The following is a 17176-nucleotide window of genomic DNA, read 5'->3' as shown; positions in this document are numbered from 1 at the left end:
CCTCAAGCAAGCGGAGCCCAATCATGGAAAAACGCGACGAACTCTACCGCGGCAAAGCCAAATCGGTTTACAAGACCGACGACGCCGACCGCTTGATCCTGCTGTTCCGTAACGACACTTCGGCGTTCGACGGCAAGCGCATCGAACAACTGGACCGCAAAGGCACCGTGAACAACAAGTTCAACGCCTTCATCATGCAGAAACTGGAAGAAGCCGGCGTGCCGACCCAGTTCGACAAGCTGCTGGGCGACAACGAGTGCCTGGTGAAGAAGCTGGACATGATCCCGGTCGAATGCGTAGTGCGTAACTACGCCGCTGGCAGCCTGGTCAAGCGCCTGGGCGTGGAGGAGGGCATCAAGCTGGAGCCGTCCACCTTCGAGCTGTTCCTGAAGAACGACGAGAAGGGTGACCCCTTCATCAACGAATCCCACGTTGTCGCGTTCGGCTGGGGCACTGCCGAGCAGCTGGTCGAAATGAAAAAGCTGTCGTTGAAGGTCAACGAAGTGCTGACCAAGCTGTTCGATGACGCCGGCCTGCTGCTGGTCGACTTCAAGCTGGAATTCGGCGTATTCCACGGCCAGATCGTGCTGGGCGACGAGTTCAGCCCGGACGGCTGCCGCCTGTGGGACAAAGAAACCCGCAAGAAGATGGACAAGGACCGCTTCCGCCAGGGCCTGGGCGACGTGATCGAAGCCTACGAAGAAGTTGCCAAGCGCCTGGGCGTGCCACTGTAAGCGGCGCGTTCACGCAAGCGCCTGATACCACGCGATTTTTTTGAAAAAAAGGTTTGCGTTTTAAAAAAACGCTGGTAAGATGCGCGGCATTGGAGAGATGCCGGAGTGGTCGAACGGGACGGATTCGAAATCCGTTGTACTGGCAACAGTACCTAGGGTTCAAATCCCTATCTCTCCGCCATACAAGATGAAGCCCCTGGAAGCGAAAGCTTTCAGGGGCTTTTTCGTTGTGCCTTACTTTTTCATCATCCCCAATTCAGCATCGTCCAGCAGCGCCTTTGCCATCGCACTCAGGTAGTGCGAGGCCCAGATCAGTTTCTGGTCGCCGTCCATCAGGCCGGTGATGATCAGGTCGCGGACGTAGCCCATCAGTTCTGATGCCTGTTCGCGGGCGTCCTGGCAGGGGATGCCGGGCTCGATGCGGAACAGCGGGTGGGTGCTGTTTTCGCCTTGATAGAAGCAGGTTTTGCCGACGGTGGTGGGTTCTTTGGTGTTGTCGGTTGGCATTGTTTTTACTCCCTGAAATCTTGGTTGTCTGGGCTGGCCCCTTCGCGGGCATGCCCGCGAAGAGGGCGGGCCACAGACAGGGCGCAGAGTATGTACTCTGAGGACTGGACCAGGGTGTCTTGCAGTACCTGGGTGGAATCGAGGGAGCAGGGTGGATCGGGGACCATCATGCGCATGTAAGCTCCTTGGGTAGTGGAGCCGCCTGGCAACGCTGTCAAACGAATGGAGGCAGCTATACATGGGTTGACAGACCGGTACCCAAGGACCCGGCGCACACGAATGTGCCCCATGCACAGCTGCCATTAAGCGCTGCAACGGAAACTTGAGTAGTCGGCCTGTCAAAGCCGGTCGTTGGGTAGCAACGACAAGCCGAGACTAGAGCGCGACATATTCCGTCGCAAGTGTTAAAGCGGTTTGGCAGTATGTTTGGGAAATGGCCTACAGGGAAGGGGATAATTCTGATCTCAAGCTGTAGGGCAGGGTCTAACTTGCAGCACCACAGGGTAAGTGCTACCAAAATCTACTAATAGATAGCAAAAATCGCTAGACTTCGCTATCTATCGCTATAACCCGTGCCTGGAGGTAGCCCATGGACCCATATCGCAACCCTTTCGCGCCTGGCGCAGGCAGCCGACCGCCCGAGCTGGCAGGGCGTGACGTGGTGCTTGAACACGCGCGCGTTTCGTGTGGTCGGGCTATCAACGGGCGTAGCGCACGGTCCATGATGTTGCTTGGTTTGAGAGGTACCGGCAAAACCGTGCTCTTGAACGAAGTCGGGAAAATTGCCGAACAAGAGGGCCTGCTGGTCTCCAAGGTCGAGTCGCCGGAAGAAGAAAGCCTGGCCCGCCTTCTTTATCCGGAAATGCGTAAGGTCATGCGCTCGCTGTCTACGGTGGAAGCCGCCAAGCAGATTGCAAACCGGGGCCTCAAGGGCTTGCGCGGGTTTGCCTCCATCTTCAAGATCGATATCGCGGGTGTGGAGGTTGGAGTAGAGCCAGAGCCTGGGCTTGCGGACAGTGGCAACCTTCAATACGACCTGCCAGACCTTTTCAATGTGATTGGGCGTGCAGCAAAGGCCGCAGGCAAGGGCTGGATTCTGCTGATCGACGAAGTGCAGTACCTGAGTGAGGCCGATCTCAGGGCGTTGATCGTCGCCATGCACCGCATGTCGCAAGAAGGTCTGCCAATATTGCTTGTGGGCGCTGGGCTGCCTCAGGTCGCGCGCCTGGCAGGGGAGGCGAAGTCATACGCAGAGCGGCTGTTCCTCTATCCCGAAATCAATGCACTGGATGCCGAGGCAGCTACTCAGGCTGTTCTTAAACCGATTCTTGACGAGGAGGCTTCCATTACAGAGGCCGCCTTGAAGGAAATTGTCGTTCGAACGAAGGGCTATCCATTCTTTCTTCAGGAGTGGGCTTCCACGGCCTGGAACTGCTCTGAAGGACCGGAAATTTCGCTAGACGATGTTGTTCAGTCTTATTCGGAGACCTTGGCTTTGCTCGATGCGGGTTTCTTCAGGGTGCGTATCGATCAGTTGACCCCGAGTGAAGTGCTCTTCGTCCGGGCCATGTCGGAGCTTGGTGATGGCCCTTATGCGGTCAGTGATATCGCCAAAGTTCTGGGGCGCACCCAATCCTCATTGGGGCCGACGAGGGCCAAGGTTATTGCCAAAGGCATGGCCTACAGCACTGATCACGGCGTACTGGATTTCACCGTACCGCTTTTCGCAGAATTCATGCGTCGTCAGCGTTGATCCTCCGCGCCGTAGGGCTTGAGGTAGAGCGGCTTTTCGCAACATTTTGTCTTGAACTGCCATTGGCACCTTGCGCTACAATGCGCTCCTCTAATACGCCACTCACGCCCAGGCCAAACGCCGTAATGATTACGCGCGCTGGGCGATGACCTCTTCCTGACATGGATTCGTTGGATGCTTCGCGCCGTACTGGTCTTCCTCTACGCCCTTCGTTCGACGGCTAAATTGCCGTTCGCGTCCAGTGCTGCCCGCTCACTCATAAAACCGCACAACGTCGAATGCTGCCGCCAGGTCCTGGCGGCGGTACGCGGCTGTGCGCCCCACCGAAAATGGAGTGCTCCACTTGCGTAAGAAATTCGTCGCGTCCCTCTTGGCGGTTGCCATCGCCTCTACCTCGGCCTGTGCACAGCTCGGGATCAGCAAAGAGCAAGCGGGCACCGTGATCGGTGGCCTGGCCGGTGTGGCCATCGGCTCGACCATGGGCAGTGGCAACGGCAAGATCGCTGCGGCCCTGATCGCAGGTGGCATCGGTGCCTACGTCGGTAACCGTATCGGCCACATGCTGGACGAGAAGGACCAGCAGGCCCTGGCGCTGCGCACCCAGGAAGTGTTGAGCCAACAGCAGACCACCGCCAGCGCCCAGCCAGTGACCTGGACATCCGACCACTCGGGCGCCACCGCGCAGATCGTGCCGGGCAAGGAATACACCCAGACCAAGAAGGTCGAGGTGAAGCGTGCACCGAAGATCCAGGCGGTGCCGTCGATGAAGCTGATCAACGAGCCCTATGTGACCATCAGCGACAACCTGAACGTGCGCGCGGCGCCTAACCAGAACGGTGAAAAGGTTGGCAGCCTGAAGAACCACACCGAGTTCACCGCTGTTGGCTCCAGCGGTGACTGGATCCTGGTCGGCCGCAAGGGCGTGACCGTTGGCTATGTGCACAAGAATTACGTCGAACCCAAGGCGCAAGCAGTCGCCAAGCGCGTGACCCCGGCGGTGAACCTGGACGAGCTTGATGTAGCCGCCAGCAAGGAAACCCAAGGCTTCGACCTGGATTCGGTGCAGTCGCTGCCTACCGAGACGGTCGCCGCCGAAGCCGCCTGCCGCCCAGTCACGGTCAACCTGAAGTCGCAAAGCGGCAAGACCGAGCAAGAGCAGAACACCTTCTGCAAACAAGCCAACGGCACCTGGGAACTGATCTGAGGAACTCCATGAAAAAGCACGCGCTCGCGCTGGCTGTGATCGGCGCTTGTGGTCTGGTACCGCAGGCGTTCGCCCACGAGCTGGCCTTCTCGAAAAAAGAAAACATCAAGGTCGAAGTACCTGGGGACGCCACCACCTGGTGCAAACCCGAGGTCGAGCTGACCATCACCCGTCCGGCCTGGGACAAACAGGAGCTGCTGTCTGGCCTGCTGACCAAGCTGCCGTTCGTGTTCGCCAAGGACTGCTCGACCGCCAAGGTGAGCTGGAAAGCCGTGGATGCCAAAGGCAACCTCTACGCCAGCGGTTCGGGCAATGCCAGCAATCTGGGCCTGGTGACCCTGGCCGCCGCGCCTGCCGCTGTCGCTGCTGCTCCGGCACCTGCTCCCGCTGCGCCAGCCCCGGCACCTGCAGATGCACCGGCTGAAGCCCCGGCGGCCGTTGCTCCAGCCCCAGCGCCTGAGCCAGCGCCTGCGGTAGTTGAATCAGCACCCGCGAAAGTAGAAGCAGCTCCTGCTCCTGCTCCTGCTCCTGCTCCAGCCCCGGCCGTTGCCGCAGAGCCCGCACCAGCACCAGCAACCGAAACCCCGGCCGCAGCGCCTGCTGCTCCGCCCGTCGCAGCGCCTGCCGCCGCAGTAGCCGCAACCCCCACCTCGGATTTCGGCCGCGCCGTGGTCCTGGAGAACCGCAACCTGATGCAGGTCACGGACGGTTCAGGCTGTAAATGGGTACTCAGCCGAGAGATCATCAGCAACGGTGACACCCTGTCGTTCGGCACCACCCCGGCCATGCCGTGCCCGGCGTCCGGCTTTGGCGAAGGCAACTTCGAAAAAATCAGCTGGAAGGCCGTGGGCACCTACCGTGGCGATAACTGGAACCGCGTATACGTTCACCCGAGCGGCTTGATCTTCAACAAGACCTTCGAGCCCGCGGTCAAGGACAAGGCTGTTTCCTACCTCACGGCGGACGCTGGCCAGGCTGCATTCCTGGTTGGCGAGATCCCCGGCCGGCAGATGAAGGTGTACCTGACCTTCACCCGCGGCAGCTACGGCGTGCTGCGCCCGTTCGGCAGCGACCCCTACTATGTGGCAGTAACCCCGGACGAGTCGTTCGCCCTGGACGCGGCCAAGTACAAGGAAGCCGCGCTGGAAATCTTTGACCTGATCAAGACCACCTCGCCGACCACCACCGATGTGGCCAACCTGCTCATTGTCAAAGACCTCTCGGCGATTACGAACAACATGTGGGGCAACGACGCTCAGAAAATCACCCGCAACCGCATTGGCATCAACCGCCAGGGCTTGTTCTTCGATGTGCGCGATGGTGCGAACTGGGCCGTTCAGCGTGAAGAGCAGCGCGTGCGTGAGGCGCGTCAGCGTCAACAGGAACTGGCCCGCGTCCACACGCGTGTGCTGGAGCGCTACCAGCAACTGCAAGACGGCATGAGCGAGTTCAAGGGGCGCGAAACCGAAGCCCTGGCACAAATGGCCGGCATCAAGGTGCGCTTCGCTTCGCCGTTGGAGCAGCAAAACCCGGCGACCTCGGCCCGCGTGGCGCCGATGATGGTGCATGTCACCGGCAAGCAGGGCGACTTCTACGCCATCGACTTCCCGAGCAAGGGCCGCCTGGTGGCGGACGAGGAATACAGCGAAGGCTGGTATGTGGCCCAAGTGGCCAACGCCACGCCGTACTACCCGCTGGACGATGGCCGCGCCGTGCCGACTTACCGTGCCTACAACGCGGGCGAGCCCCAGGCGTGCAAGCAGGACAAGTGTGCCGACCTCGTGTCGTTCGGCGCCGTGCTGGCCAAGGAATTCCCCAACGCCGGTATCGATTTCAGCTGGACCCCCGAGGTCTCCCAAAAGTATGTGAACGACTGGAACAACGCTTCCGCGATGGTCCAGTGAGGCAAACACCATGATCAAACAGATGAACAAGAAGCAGCTGCTGATTGGCGGTGTGGCCGCAGCGGTGCTGGTGCTCGGCGGTGGCTACGCGATGCTGTCCAGCTCGGGCAAGAAGGCTGCGATGGCCTACTACGATGACTTCAAGGAGCGCTACTTCCTTGAGGACGTGCTGTCTGAAGGTGACATTTCCTACTCGGCGTTCTCTGGCAACCTCACCGTCGCTGACCCTGAGATCCGCGTGGCGGCCGCGCAGACCAACGGTGCCCAGCAGTTCATGCGTGGCCTGACGGGCCTGATGGAGTCGGTTCGCGGTAGCTCGGTGGAAGAAGGCCTGGCCGGCTGGGCCAAGTACCAGCTCAACGCCAGCGGCAACGTTGCAGGCGTCTACCTGAAGGCCGATGCGCTGAAGCTGGCGCACGATGGTGACAGCAAGGACGGCACGATCCACATCCAGCTGCTTGGTATGCAGATGGGCAACCCTTTCGTGGCCAGCAAGGGTGCCGAAGTGGTGCTGGTGTCTGATGTCAGCGACGAGATCCAGCCGCGTGCCGAACTGGCCGCCAATGGCCGGGCCACCCAGTCCGACTTCGACTGGGGTAGCAACATGGCGGTGCGTCAGCCAATGACCGGCGCGTTTCTGGTCAGCAGCACGGGTGATTTCGGCACCACGGTAGACGTGGACTTCACCCTCAAGCGCTCCAGCGACGGTGAAGGCTCGATGGAGTTCGTCGTGACCCACCGCAACGACGGCTCCAAGGTAGGTGAGATCGTGCGCAAGGCCGAGTTCCAGTCACTGCCGGAGCTCGACGATGTCGAAACCCAGCTCAAGAGTGCACTGAGCGCCATGCTGATCGGGGCGTACAGCTCGTACAGCGGCCAGGCTGTACTGGTCGAGGCGGTGAGTGGTTTTGCACGCAAGGCCAAGGTGGAGAACTACACCGTGAGCTACAAGGGCTTCAAACCGCTAAAAGAGGCTTACAGCGACTACCAGCAGAATGTACCGAAGGCGAAGTTCGCCGCCTTCTGTGAACAGGTCGGGCTGTCGACGTGGAGCAGTGACTTCGGTGCCAAGGGCAAGAACCACAGCGACTCGGAATGTGCCATCGGGCAGAGGCTGGTCGAGGATGGCAAGTTTGAAGAGCAGTACACCTTCAAGGAAGGCAAGAGCCTGTTTGCGGCGTTGTTCGTGAGCAAGGCGTATCAACTGGAAACCAATTGATGGGTTGATCGTTGATAAACAAAGCCCCCGGGAACGATAAGTTGCCGGGGGCTTTTTCAATTCTGCGAGTCAGCGGTGTCAGCGCATTGCCGCCAGCTTGATGCCGAACCCTACCAGGCAAGCGCCGGCGAGCCGCTCGAACATATTGGTAATCCGAGGGTTGGCGCGCATGCGTTCGGCCAGCCGGTGGGTCAGCACCACGGCAATCAACCCGTACAGGAAAGTCACCACCGCCACAGTGGCGGCCATGAAGCCGAAGGTCACCAGCCCCTGATGCTTCACCGGGTCGATGAACAGCGGGAAGAATGCCATGTAGAACATGATCGCCTTGGGGTTGAGCAGGGTGATCAACATGGTCTGGCGCAGGTACTGGCCGTTGTCCATGCGGCTGGCGCGCGGTGCGTCACCCGGTTTGCTCAGCAGCATGCGCAGGCCCAGGTAGGCCAGGTACGCGGCGCCGGCCCATTGCACGATGTGGAAGGCCGCAGGGTAGGTGGCCAGCAAGGTGGCGACGCCGGCTACCGCCAGCCATAACAGCACCTGGTCGCCTACGATCACCCCACAGGTCGCGGCCAGTCCTGCCTTGATACCGCCCTTGCCGGTGGCGGTAATCAGCGCGAAATTGCCCGGGCCGGGGATGGCCAGAAGAATGATGAAGGCGATGACGAATGCGCCGTAGTCGGTGACGCCGAGCATGGTGAACTCCTGTTGGGCAGTGCAAAGGCGGAGTTCATGACTATCGTCGCCAACTGCATGCTTTACAACCTGTTGTTGCACATTCGCAATTCATCATTGCCCAGCGCGACTTGGATCCAATGCCCGATTTCTGTATCATCCCGCCGCCATCAGACGATGGCCGAAGATGATTTATTTAAAGGACTTAGTAATGAAAAAGCTGTTCAAGGCCACCGTAGCCGTTGCTGTTGTTTCGGGTGTTGCCCTGCTGTCGGGTTGCACTGGCCAGGTTTACAACCAGCCTAAAAACTGCACCTACGACTACCTGTTCCACCCTTCGGTTTCGATCTCCAAGATCATCGGTGGCTGCGGCCCGATCGATAAACTGCCTCAGCAGCAGTAATCTTGGCGGTACCCTGATCGCGACGCTTGCGGCGTGATCCAAGGCCCCCGGTCATGTACATGGCCGGGGGCTTTTGTTTTTGGCGTGACAATCTGCCGCTGGGGCAAACCGTCGTCTTGACGCCTGGGCGGGCAATTTGTTTGTGCTGGCATTTCATATACAATCAGAAAAACGATTCAGCGTTGTCGGTCAATTCGACAAAGGGCTGGGTCGTTTTCTGGTTCTCTGGCTGCTGAACAATGATCAACAACAAGCCTGCGCTGAAGAACATGTGACACCTGGGCCAGCCACAGGCCCGCCCTCTGTTCTCCTCACTGGAATTGATCAATGTTCAAGAAAGCTGGCAAGACCTTGCTGGGTCTGGCTGTCGCTGCAAGCGTCATGCAAGCGCACGCCGCAGAAACCAAGAAAGTAGACGTGCTGCTGGTCGGCGGCGGCATCATGAGCTCCACGTTGGCCGTGTGGCTGCACGAGCTGGAGCCAAGCTGGTCGATGGAAATGGTCGAGCGCCTGGATGGCGTGGCTGAAGAAAGCTCCAACGGCTGGAACAACGCCGGTACCGGCCACTCCGCGCTGGCCGAGCTGAACTACACCCCGGAAGACAAAGACGGCAACGTCAACATCGCCAAGGCCATCGAAATCAACGAAGCCTTCCAGATTTCCCGCCAGTTCTGGTCGTGGCAGGTACGCCAGGGCGTGCTGAAGAACCCGCACTCGTTCATCAACACCACCCCGCACATGAGCTTCGTGTGGGGCGATGACAACATCAAGTTCCTGAAGAAGCGCTACGACGCGCTGCAGGCCAGCCCGCTGTTCCGCCCGATGCAGTACTCCGAGGACCACGCGCAGATCGCCAAGTGGGTCCCGCTGATGATGGAAGGCCGCGACCCGAACCAGAAGCTGGCCGTGACCTGGACGCCGATCGGCACCGACGTGAACTTCGGCGAGATCACCCGCCAGTTCGTTGGCCACCTGCAAACCCAGAAAGGCTTCGACCTGAAGCTGTCCAGCGAAGTGCAGGACATCACCCGCAACAAGGACGGCTCCTGGCACGTCGAGTACAAGAACCTGAAGGACGGTACCGAGTCGGCCACCGACGCCAAGTTCCTGTTCATCGGTGCCGGCGGCGGCGCACTGAAGCTGCTGCAGAAGTCGGGCATTCCGGAAGCCAAGGAATATGCCGGTTTCCCGGTGGGTGGTTCGTTCCTTGTGACCGAGAACCCGACCGTGGCCATGCAGCACATGGCCAAGGCCTACGGTATTGCTTCGACCGGTGCACCGCCCATGTCGGTACCGCACCTGGACACCCGCGTGCTGGACGGCAAGCGCGTGATCCTGTTTGGCCCGTTCGCCACCTTCTCGACCAAGTTCCTGAAGAACGGCTCGTACCTGGACCTGCTGAGCAGCACCACTACCCACAACGTGTGGCCAATGACCAAGGTCGGTATCGAGCAGTACCCGCTGGTCGAGTACCTCGCTGGCCAGCTGATGCTGTCGGATGATGACCGCTTCGAAGCCCTGCGCACCTACTTCCCGAATGCCAAGAAGGAAGACTGGCGCCTGTGGCAGGCCGGCCAGCGTGTGCAGATCATCAAGCGTGATGCCGAGAAGGGCGGTGTGCTGAAGCTGGGCACTGAAGTGGTGGCATCGCAAGACCGCACCATCGCCGGCCTGCTGGGTGCATCGCCAGGCGCCTCGACGGCTGCGCCGATCATGCTGAACGTGCTGGAAACCGTGTTCAAGGAGAAGGTTGCTACTCCTGAGTGGCAGGCCAAGATCAAAGAGATCGTACCGAGCTACGGCACCAAGCTGAACGATTCGGCGGCGGCCACCCAGAAAGAGTGGAATTACACCGCTGAAATGTTGCAGCTGGAGAAGCCGCCGGTGATCGACGCCAGCGTTGACTTCGGTGGCGATGTGAGCAAACCGGTTGAGAGCAAGCCCGAGAACGACATGGCGCTGTAACTGGCCATAGTTGTGACAGAAAAGCCACGCGGGAGACCTCGTGGCTTTTTTGTTGCCTGCACAGGAGAGCCATTGATCGGAAACCCGATGAGAGACCAATAAAAACATATTTTGATGCTTAAATTAATCTTGTCAGTCGATCCCCTCCAGGAGGGTGCTGTCATGAACATCAAGATTGCCGCACTACTGCTGCTCGCGCTGTGCGCCCAGCCGGCATGGAGCCAGAGCTACTCAACCCCACCCACCGCCGCCAAACCTGCAGATTCCGCTTCAATGACCACGCGCATGGCCCTGCGCGACCTGTGGGTCGAGCATATCTTCTGGGTTCGTAACTATGCCGTAGCCAACCAGGCCGGCAACGCCAAACAAGCTGAAGTCGCCGCCAATGAGGTGGTCAGCGACGCCACCCGAATCGCCAACAGCATCGCGCCGTTGTATGGGCAACCCGCTGCTGACCAGTTGCTGAAACTGCTGGCCGGCCACTGGGGTGCGATCAAGCACTACAGCGATGCCACCGTGGCCAAGGACAAGAAGGGTCAGCAAGCCGCCGTCGATGAGCTGACCAGCAATGCCAAGGCTATCGCCGCGTTCCTGGCCAACGCCAACCCGAACCTGCCCGAGCCGACCCTGCTGACGCTGCTCAGCGCCCATGGCGGCCACCATGTGGCGCAGATCGATCAGCTGGCTGCCGGTGATTACGCAGGTGAGGCGCGTACCTGGGGGATGATGCGCGAGCATATCCTGACCCTCTCCGACGCCCTGGCCGCGGCGTTGGTCAAGCAGTTCCCGGGCAAGTTCTGATGCTCGAAGGCCTGGGCCGTACCCAACAGGACCTGCTCCACGCGTTATTGCACCAGCCAGCCGGCATGAGCATCGACGACCTGGCGCAGGCCCTGGCCATCACCCGCACGGCGGTGCGCCAGCACCTGGCCGCGCTGGAGCGTGATGGCCTGGTCAAGCGGGGCGCTACCCGGCCTACCCGGCGGCGCCCGGAACAGCTGCACGAACTGACCGATCTGGCGCGTGAGCAATTCCCCCGCCAGTACCCGCTGCTGGCCAACCTGCTGATTGGTGAAGTGGCTGGCTTGCTCGGGCAAGAAGCGCTACTCGCGCTGATGCGTCAGTTGGGGCGCAAGCTGGCCGCAGACCTGGAACATGAGGTGGTGGATGAAGCGCGCATTGTCGAGCACATGAACACTGCCGGTTACGAGGCGCAGGTGTTCTTCCGCTCGTCAGGTGAACCCGAGATCGTCGCGCACAATTGTGTATTCCATCATTTGGCCAAGGCGCATCCGGTGGTCTGTGAGCTGGACCTGGCGCTGATCGGGGCCTTGGGCGGGGCTGATGTCAGCCATGAGGAATGCATGCTTAGGGGAGGGCAGGTGTGCCGGTTTGCCCTGCTCAAGGAGTAGGCATTACCGCTGCTGCAGGATGCACCCCAACAATCCCGGAAACCGCTCGTCCAGTATGTCGCTACGCAGCGAATTCATATGGGTCGTCCCCACATTACGCGTATGCACCAGCCCCGCATCACGCAAAACTCGAAAGTGATGGGACATGCTTGACTTCGGCCGGCCCCCGTCCAGCTCGCCGCAGCTGGCTTCGGCCACGCCTGCCAGGTGGCGGACGATTTCCAGGCGTACAGGGTCGCTGAGCGCATACAGCAAGCGTTCAAGGATCAGGTCTTCAGGGTTGGGATGTTTATAGGCTCGCATGACCGACATGATAACGGGGGTTTCATTAATTGCCATAGTTCGATTATGATCGAACAACAGTATTCAGATGAATCCGGAGTTTCCCATGTCCGCATTGTTCGAACCGTACACCCTCAAGGACGTCACCCTGCGTAACCGTATTGCCATTCCGCCGATGTGCCAGTACATGGCCGAGGATGGCATGGTCAACGACTGGCACCATGTGCACTACGCTGGGCTGGCCCGTGGCGGTGCCGGCCTGCTGGTGGTCGAAGCCACGGCGGTGGCACCGGAAGGGCGCATCTCCCCCGGTTGCGCCGGTATCTGGAGCGATGCCCACGCGCAGGCCTTCGTGCCGGTGGTGCAGGCGATCAAGGCTGCAGGCTCTGTGCCGGGCATCCAGATCGCCCACGCCGGGCGCAAGGCCAGCGCCAACCGCCCATGGGAGGGCGACGACCACATTGCCGCCGACGACGTGCGCGGCTGGGACACCATCGCCCCGTCTGCCATTGCCTTTGGCGCGCACCTGCCGAAAGTGCCACGCGAAATGACCTTGGACGACATCGCCCGAGTCAAGCAGGACTTCGTCGATGCCGCCCGCCGTGCGCGTGATGCCGGCTTCGAGTGGATCGAACTGCACTTCGCCCATGGCTACCTGGGCCAGAGCTTTTTCTCCGAGCACTCCAACAAGCGTACCGACGCCTACGGTGGCAGCTTCGACAACCGCAGTCGCTTCCTGCTGGAAACCCTGGCAGCGGTACGTGAGGTGTGGCCAGAAAACCTGCCGCTGACCGCACGCTTTGGTGTGCTGGAATACGACGGCCGCGACGAGCAGACCCTGGAAGAGTCGATCGAGCTGGCACGCCGCTTCAAGGCGGGTGGCCTGGACCTGCTGAGCGTGAGTGTCGGTTTCACCATTCCCGAGACCAACATCCCGTGGGGCCCAGCGTTCATGGGGCCGATTGCCGAGCGTGTGCGCCGTGAGGCGAAGCTGCCGGTGACCTCGGCGTGGGGCTTTGGTACGCCGCAACTGGCTGAAGCCGCGTTGCAGGCCAACCAGTTGGACCTGGTGTCGGTAGGGCGTGCGCATTTGGCTGATCCGCACTGGGCGTACTTTGCGGCCAAGGAGCTGGGGGTGGAGAAAGCGTCCTGGACCTTGCCGGCGCCGTATGCGCACTGGCTTGAGCGCTATCGCTGAGTGATGCCGGGGGCCGCAAAGCGGCCCTCGAATCTAAAACCGATCCAACCGGTAGGCCCCCCTCTCAGGCTCACTGGCCAGCTCAGCCAACCGCCCCACCCACTCCGCCGTCACCGCTGCCTGGGTCAGCCCTAAATGCTGATGCCCAAACGCCAACAGCACCCGCCCATCACACACCCTGTCGATCACCGGCAACGAGTCTGGCAACGAAGGCCTGAAGCCCATCCACGGCGTAGCCCCTTCGGCATTCAAGTCTTGCCGGAACAACCCCTTGCTCAAATGGTGCAACTGCCAGGCGCGTTGCATGCTCGGCGGTGCCTCCAGCCCGGCGAATTCCACCGTGCCGGCCAGGCGCAATCCGTCGGCCATGGGCGTCATGATGAACTTGCGTTCCAGCGACGTGACCGCAAACGGCAGGCGCTGATGCTCCCCCGGCAGCATCAGGTGGTAACCGCGCTCCGTGTCCAGCGGCACCCGTTTGCCCGTCAGAGCGGCGGTCAGTTTCGCAGAGTGCGCACCACAGCTGATCAGCACCTGACGGGAATTGAACGTGCCATGGTCGCTGACCAGGGTGACCCCGCCGCTGTGCAACCGGCCACCCTCGACCTGCGCCTGGGCAAACCGTACGCCACTGGCTTTGGCCGCTTCGAACAGCTCGCACACCACTCGGTACGGATCGATGAAATGACCAGTCTTCGGAAAGAACAGCCCACCCAGCAATGACGGGTTCAACTGCGGTGCCGCTTCGCGTACGGCCTCAGCCGACCAGAAGTCCACCGGCACCGCCTGCTGTTGCATGCGTGCGCGCAAGGCCTCCAGGGCCTGGCGTGATTCAGGCTTCTCGAACACCAGCAACGAGCCATCTTCATGGAACAGCTCGCTGCGCCCGATCGAGCCCAGTAGTCGCCGCCAGGCACCCAGGCTGCCTTCGTTCAGTGTGCGGATGCCGGCCACGCTGCGCTGGAACGGCGCCGGGCGCAGGTTGAGCAGCAGGCGAGTGAACCACGGCATGGCCTTGGGCAGGTACTTCCAGTCCAGGCGCAACGGGCCCATCGGGTCCAGCAGCATGCGCGGCAAGCGCTTGAGGATCGACAGGTCGGCGATCGGGAACACCTGCTCGGTCGCCAGGTGCCCGGCATTGCCATAGGATGCGCCCTGGCCGGGCGCCTGACGGTCGACCAGCAGCACTCGGCGGCCCTGACGGGCCAGTTGCAGGGCGCAAGCGACGCCGACAATGCCGGCGCCAACCACCGCGATATCGGTTTCAGCGGTTTCGAGCATGCTCAGCCTTCCCGTTTACCGTCAAGCAGGCGCCGCAGCTGCAGCGGGTTGCCGTGCTGCAACGCCGACGGCAGCAGGGTCTCGGGGAAGTCCTGGTAGCACACCGGGCGCAGGAAGCGCAGGATCGCCGCCGTGCCCACCGAGGTGGTGCGGGCATCGGAGGTGGCCGGGAACGGTCCGCCGTGGACCATCGCATCGCACACCTCAACGCCCGTCGGCCAGCCATTGACCAGAATGCGCCCGGCCTTGCGTTCAAGGGTCGGCAGCAGGGCGCGGGCGCTGGTGATGTCGGCATCGTCCAGTTGCAGCGTAGCGGTCAGCTGGCCTTCCAGATGCTCGGCCACCTGGCGTACCTGTTCATCGTTCGCGCAGGCCACGACCAACGATGCAGCACCGAACACTTCGGCCTGCAACGCCGGGTCGGCCAGGAAGGCTTCGGCCTGGGTCACGAACAACTGTGCCTGGCATTGGTTGGGGCCTTGCCCGGCTTGACCACTGGCTGCCGCCTTGGCATTGGCGTTTTTCGCCAGGGCACCGACACCGGCCTGGTAAGCACTGAAGATGCCCGGGGTGAGCATGGTCTGCGCGGCGGCCTGTTGTACATGTTCGCAGGCGGCAGCGATGAAGCGCTGCAACGCGGGCCCTTGCCGGGCGATCACCAGGCCGGGGTTGGTGCAGAACTGGCCAGCACCTTGGATCAACGAGGCGACGAAGCCTTGCGCCAGCGCTTCGGCGCGGGCCTGCAGAGCGGCCTCGAAGAGGAATACCGGGTTGATCGAGCTCATTTCGGCGTACACCGGGATCGGCTCCGGGCGTACCTGAGCGGCTTGGCACAGTGCGACACCACCGCTACGCGAGCCGGTAAAACCTACTGCCTTGATACGCGGGTCGCTGACCAGGGCGATGCCCACTTCTCGGCCAGCGCCGTACAACAGCGAGAACACGCCGGCCGGCAAACCGCACAGCTTCACTGCTTGCGCCACGGCCTGGCCGACCAGTTCGCTGGTGCCAGGGTGGGCGCTGTGGGCCTTGACCACCACCGGGCAGCCAGCGGCCAATGCCGACGCGGTGTCGCCACCGGCTACCGAAAATGCCAGCGGAAAATTGCTGGCGCCGAACACGGCCACCGGCCCCAGGGCCACCTGGCGCTGACGCAGGTCGGCGCGGGGCAGGGGCTGGCGTTCGGGCTGGGCATTGTCGACCCGCACATCCAGCCATTCACCAGCCCGCACCACCCGGGCGAAGGTGCGCAACTGGGTGCAGGTACGGCCCCGTTCACCCTGGATGCGCGCTTTGGGCAGGCCGGTTTCGGCCACGGCGCGGTCGATCAGGGCATCGCCGAGGGCTTCGATCTGCGCGGCGATGGTTTCGAGAAATTGTGCCCGTTGTTCGAGCGAGGTTTCGCGGTAGGCATCGAACGCCGCCCAGGCCAGGGCGCAGGCTTGGGCCACATGTTCGCCGGTGCCGCCGAGGTAGGCCGGCTCCAGCGTTTGGCAGGTAGCCGGGTTGATGGCGCGGATGGCTTCGCGGCTGCCGGTTACCGGCGTCTGGCCGATCAGCAGGTTGCCTGTGAGGGGCATGTAGCCTCCTTGGAATCAAATACGGGTATCAAGGGAAACCGCAGCCCCTGTAGGAGCGGCCTTGTGTCGCGAAAGGCCGCTCCTACAAGAGTCCGCGCAGGACTAAAGTCAGGCAACGTTCTGTTCGGCCGACCAGTTGGCATACCAGCTACGGAACAGCGCGTACTGCTGTTCGGCATAGTTGCGCTGGGCATCGGTCAGCACGTCGGTCTCGTTGAAGTGCAGGCTGTATTCGCGGTCACCGTTCAGCACCATCAGGTGCTTGTAGTACAGCACCAGGTCGCAACCTTCATCGAACGACGACAACACCGCCAGTGCCGCTTCCAGCTCGCGTGCCAGGCGGCGGGCCTTGGCGTCACCCTTGGCCGCCTGCTTGCTCAGGCTCACCAGGTGCAGCACCTCACGCGGCAGGGCGTTGCCGATGCCGGTGATGGCACCGGTGGCGTTGCAGTTGACGAAGCCATGCACCACCTGGGTGTCCACGCCAACCATCAGGGTTACGTCGTCATCCTTGGAGGTGATGTGCTCGGCGGCATAGCGCAGGTCGGCGCCACCGCCAAACTCCTTGAAGCCGATCAGGTTGGAGAATTCGCGGCGCAGTTCGAAGAACAGGTCGGCACGGGTGGCGAAGCCGTAGTAAGGGCTGTTGTAGATCACTGCCGGCAGTTTCGGCGCGGCGGCCAGAATGGCCGAGAAGTGGTGCTTCTGGGCGATCAGCGAAGCGCCACGGCTAAGCACGCGGGGGATGACCATAAGGCCAGCGGCGCCGACCTTGGCCGCATGGGCAGCGTGGGAAACGGCTTCGCGGGTGTTCACCGCGCCGGTGCCGACGATGGTCGGAATGCCAGCGGCCACCAGGCGTGCCACGCCTTCCTGGCGCTCGGCCTCGGTCAGCAGCGGCCAGTCGCCCATCGAGCCGCAGTACACCACGGCGCTCATGCCGGCCTCGATCAGTTCGCGGCCCTTGCGCACCAGGGCGTCGAAGTCCGGTTTGCGCTCGGCGGTGCACGGGGTCATCAGGGCGGGCATGGTGCCGGTGAAGATGTTGTCAGTCATTGT

The 17176-nt window shown here is 61.7% G+C and carries 16 protein-coding genes and 1 tRNA gene; 11 read left to right on the top strand and 6 right to left on the bottom strand.

The window, feature by feature from the left end; translation table 11 throughout:
- The first annotated feature begins 23 nt into the window (after nt 1-23).
- Nucleotides 24-734, top strand: a complete 711-nt coding sequence (purC, locus tag QQL85_RS14150) for a phosphoribosylaminoimidazolesuccinocarboxamide synthase (RefSeq protein WP_016498342.1) — start codon at nt 24-26, stop codon at nt 732-734.
- A 91-nt stretch (nt 735-825) separates the two neighbouring features.
- Nucleotides 826-915, top strand: a tRNA-Ser gene (locus QQL85_RS14145).
- A 53-nt stretch (nt 916-968) separates the two neighbouring features.
- Here QQL85_RS14145 and QQL85_RS14140 read toward each other — a convergent pair.
- Nucleotides 969-1241, bottom strand: a complete 273-nt coding sequence (locus QQL85_RS14140) for a DUF3077 domain-containing protein (protein WP_016711970.1) — start codon at nt 1239-1241, stop codon at nt 969-971.
- 589 nt (nt 1242-1830) lie between these two features.
- Between QQL85_RS14140 and QQL85_RS14135 the strand changes: the two genes are divergently transcribed.
- The 4 genes from QQL85_RS14135 to QQL85_RS14120 all read left to right on the top strand — a co-directional run bounded on the left by QQL85_RS14135 (nt 1831) and on the right by QQL85_RS14120 (nt 7321).
- Nucleotides 1831-2994, top strand: coding sequence for an ATP-binding protein (locus tag QQL85_RS14135; protein WP_284354172.1), 1164 nt, complete (start codon nt 1831-1833; stop codon nt 2992-2994).
- Between the two features lie 343 nt (nt 2995-3337).
- Entirely contained in the window at nt 3338-4198 is an 861-nt protein-coding gene (locus tag QQL85_RS14130; protein ID WP_284354171.1) for an SH3 domain-containing protein, read from the top strand.
- An 8-nt stretch (nt 4199-4206) separates the two neighbouring features.
- Nucleotides 4207-6102 (top strand): hypothetical protein, encoded by a 1896-nt coding sequence (locus QQL85_RS14125; protein WP_284354170.1) that lies wholly within the window; start codon nt 4207-4209, stop codon nt 6100-6102.
- Nucleotides 6103-6112: 10 nt separating this feature from the next.
- Nucleotides 6113-7321 carry a hypothetical protein gene (locus tag QQL85_RS14120; protein ID WP_284354169.1) on the top strand — a complete coding sequence of 403 codons (1209 nt, stop codon included), beginning with the start codon at nt 6113-6115 and terminating at the stop codon, nt 7319-7321.
- A 78-nt stretch (nt 7322-7399) separates the two neighbouring features.
- Here QQL85_RS14120 and QQL85_RS14115 read toward each other — a convergent pair whose 3' ends face one another.
- Nucleotides 7400-8017, bottom strand: coding sequence for a LysE family transporter (locus QQL85_RS14115; protein ID WP_284354168.1), 618 nt, complete (start codon nt 8015-8017; stop codon nt 7400-7402).
- Between the two features lie 190 nt (nt 8018-8207).
- Here QQL85_RS14115 and QQL85_RS14110 point away from each other — a divergent pair, with 190 nt between their 5' ends.
- The 4 genes from QQL85_RS14110 (at nt 8208) to QQL85_RS14095 (ending at nt 11776) form a co-directional block, all read left to right on the top strand.
- On the top strand, nt 8208-8399 hold the full coding sequence (locus tag QQL85_RS14110; RefSeq protein ID WP_003254720.1) for a YhfL family protein: 192 nt from the start codon (nt 8208-8210) through the stop codon (nt 8397-8399).
- Nucleotides 8400-8726: 327 nt separating this feature from the next.
- Entirely contained in the window at nt 8727-10364 is a 1638-nt protein-coding gene (gene mqo / locus QQL85_RS14105; RefSeq protein WP_284354167.1) for a malate dehydrogenase (quinone), read from the top strand.
- 162 nt (nt 10365-10526) lie between these two features.
- Nucleotides 10527-11165 (top strand): hypothetical protein, encoded by a 639-nt coding sequence (locus QQL85_RS14100; protein WP_284354166.1) that lies wholly within the window; start codon nt 10527-10529, stop codon nt 11163-11165.
- A complete protein-coding gene (locus tag QQL85_RS14095) occupies nt 11165-11776 on the top strand; it encodes a helix-turn-helix transcriptional regulator (protein ID WP_284354165.1) in 612 nt (203 codons plus the stop codon). The genes QQL85_RS14100 and QQL85_RS14095 overlap by 1 nt, the downstream gene beginning before the upstream one ends.
- A 3-nt stretch (nt 11777-11779) precedes the next feature.
- Here the strand turns inward: QQL85_RS14095 and QQL85_RS14090 are convergent, their stop codons facing one another.
- On the bottom strand, nt 11780-12115 hold the full coding sequence (locus QQL85_RS14090) for an ArsR/SmtB family transcription factor (protein ID WP_284354164.1): 336 nt from the start codon (nt 12113-12115) through the stop codon (nt 11780-11782).
- A gap of 49 nt (nt 12116-12164) precedes the next feature.
- On the opposite strand from QQL85_RS14090, the gene xenA reads away from it, so the two are divergent.
- The gene (xenA, locus tag QQL85_RS14085; protein WP_284354163.1) at nt 12165-13256 is read left to right on the top strand and encodes a xenobiotic reductase XenA; all 1092 of its coding nucleotides are present in this window, start codon (nt 12165-12167) and stop codon (nt 13254-13256) included.
- 33 nt (nt 13257-13289) lie between these two features.
- Here xenA and QQL85_RS14080 read toward each other — a convergent pair whose 3' ends face one another.
- The 3 genes from QQL85_RS14080 to QQL85_RS14070 form a co-directional block, all read right to left on the bottom strand.
- On the bottom strand, nt 13290-14537 hold the full coding sequence (locus tag QQL85_RS14080; protein ID WP_284354162.1) for an NAD(P)/FAD-dependent oxidoreductase: 1248 nt from the start codon (nt 14535-14537) through the stop codon (nt 13290-13292).
- 2 nt (nt 14538-14539) lie between these two features.
- Nucleotides 14540-16117 carry an aldehyde dehydrogenase (NADP(+)) gene (locus QQL85_RS14075; protein WP_284354161.1) on the bottom strand — a complete coding sequence of 526 codons (1578 nt, stop codon included), beginning with the start codon at nt 16115-16117 and terminating at the stop codon, nt 14540-14542.
- Between the two features lie 108 nt (nt 16118-16225).
- On the bottom strand, nt 16226-17173 hold the full coding sequence (locus QQL85_RS14070) for a dihydrodipicolinate synthase family protein (protein WP_284354160.1): 948 nt from the start codon (nt 17171-17173) through the stop codon (nt 16226-16228).
- Nucleotides 17174-17176 lie beyond the last annotated feature (3 nt).

The organism is Pseudomonas putida (assembly GCF_030159595.1).
Classification (GTDB): domain Bacteria; phylum Pseudomonadota; class Gammaproteobacteria; order Pseudomonadales; family Pseudomonadaceae; genus Aquipseudomonas; species Aquipseudomonas putida_AC.
This window is presented reverse-complemented; position numbering and strand designations above follow the sequence as displayed.

Excerpts from the sequence above, each read along its gene's own strand:
- QQL85_RS14075 (WP_284354161.1), bottom strand. The coding sequence starts at position 16,117 with ATGCCCCTCACAGGCAACCTGCTGATCGGCCAGACGCCGGTAACCGGC.
- QQL85_RS14115 (WP_284354168.1), bottom strand. The coding sequence starts at position 8,017 with ATGCTCGGCGTCACCGACTACGGCGCATTCGTCATCGCCTTCATCATT.
- QQL85_RS14120 (WP_284354169.1), top strand. The coding sequence starts at position 6,113 with ATGATCAAACAGATGAACAAGAAGCAGCTGCTGATTGGCGGTGTGGCC.
- QQL85_RS14100 (WP_284354166.1), top strand. The coding sequence starts at position 10,527 with ATGAACATCAAGATTGCCGCACTACTGCTGCTCGCGCTGTGCGCCCAG.
- QQL85_RS14095 (WP_284354165.1), top strand. The coding sequence starts at position 11,165 with ATGCTCGAAGGCCTGGGCCGTACCCAACAGGACCTGCTCCACGCGTTA.
- xenA (WP_284354163.1), top strand. The coding sequence starts at position 12,165 with ATGTCCGCATTGTTCGAACCGTACACCCTCAAGGACGTCACCCTGCGT.
- purC (WP_016498342.1), top strand. The coding sequence starts at position 24 with ATGGAAAAACGCGACGAACTCTACCGCGGCAAAGCCAAATCGGTTTAC.
- QQL85_RS14070 (WP_284354160.1), bottom strand. The coding sequence starts at position 17,173 with ATGACTGACAACATCTTCACCGGCACCATGCCCGCCCTGATGACCCCG.
- mqo (WP_284354167.1), top strand. The coding sequence starts at position 8,727 with ATGTTCAAGAAAGCTGGCAAGACCTTGCTGGGTCTGGCTGTCGCTGCA.
- QQL85_RS14125 (WP_284354170.1), top strand. The coding sequence starts at position 4,207 with ATGAAAAAGCACGCGCTCGCGCTGGCTGTGATCGGCGCTTGTGGTCTG.
- QQL85_RS14140 (WP_016711970.1), bottom strand. The coding sequence starts at position 1,241 with ATGCCAACCGACAACACCAAAGAACCCACCACCGTCGGCAAAACCTGC.
- QQL85_RS14080 (WP_284354162.1), bottom strand. The coding sequence starts at position 14,537 with ATGCTCGAAACCGCTGAAACCGATATCGCGGTGGTTGGCGCCGGCATT.
- QQL85_RS14110 (WP_003254720.1), top strand. The coding sequence starts at position 8,208 with ATGAAAAAGCTGTTCAAGGCCACCGTAGCCGTTGCTGTTGTTTCGGGT.
- QQL85_RS14090 (WP_284354164.1), bottom strand. The coding sequence starts at position 12,115 with ATGGCAATTAATGAAACCCCCGTTATCATGTCGGTCATGCGAGCCTAT.
- QQL85_RS14135 (WP_284354172.1), top strand. The coding sequence starts at position 1,831 with ATGGACCCATATCGCAACCCTTTCGCGCCTGGCGCAGGCAGCCGACCG.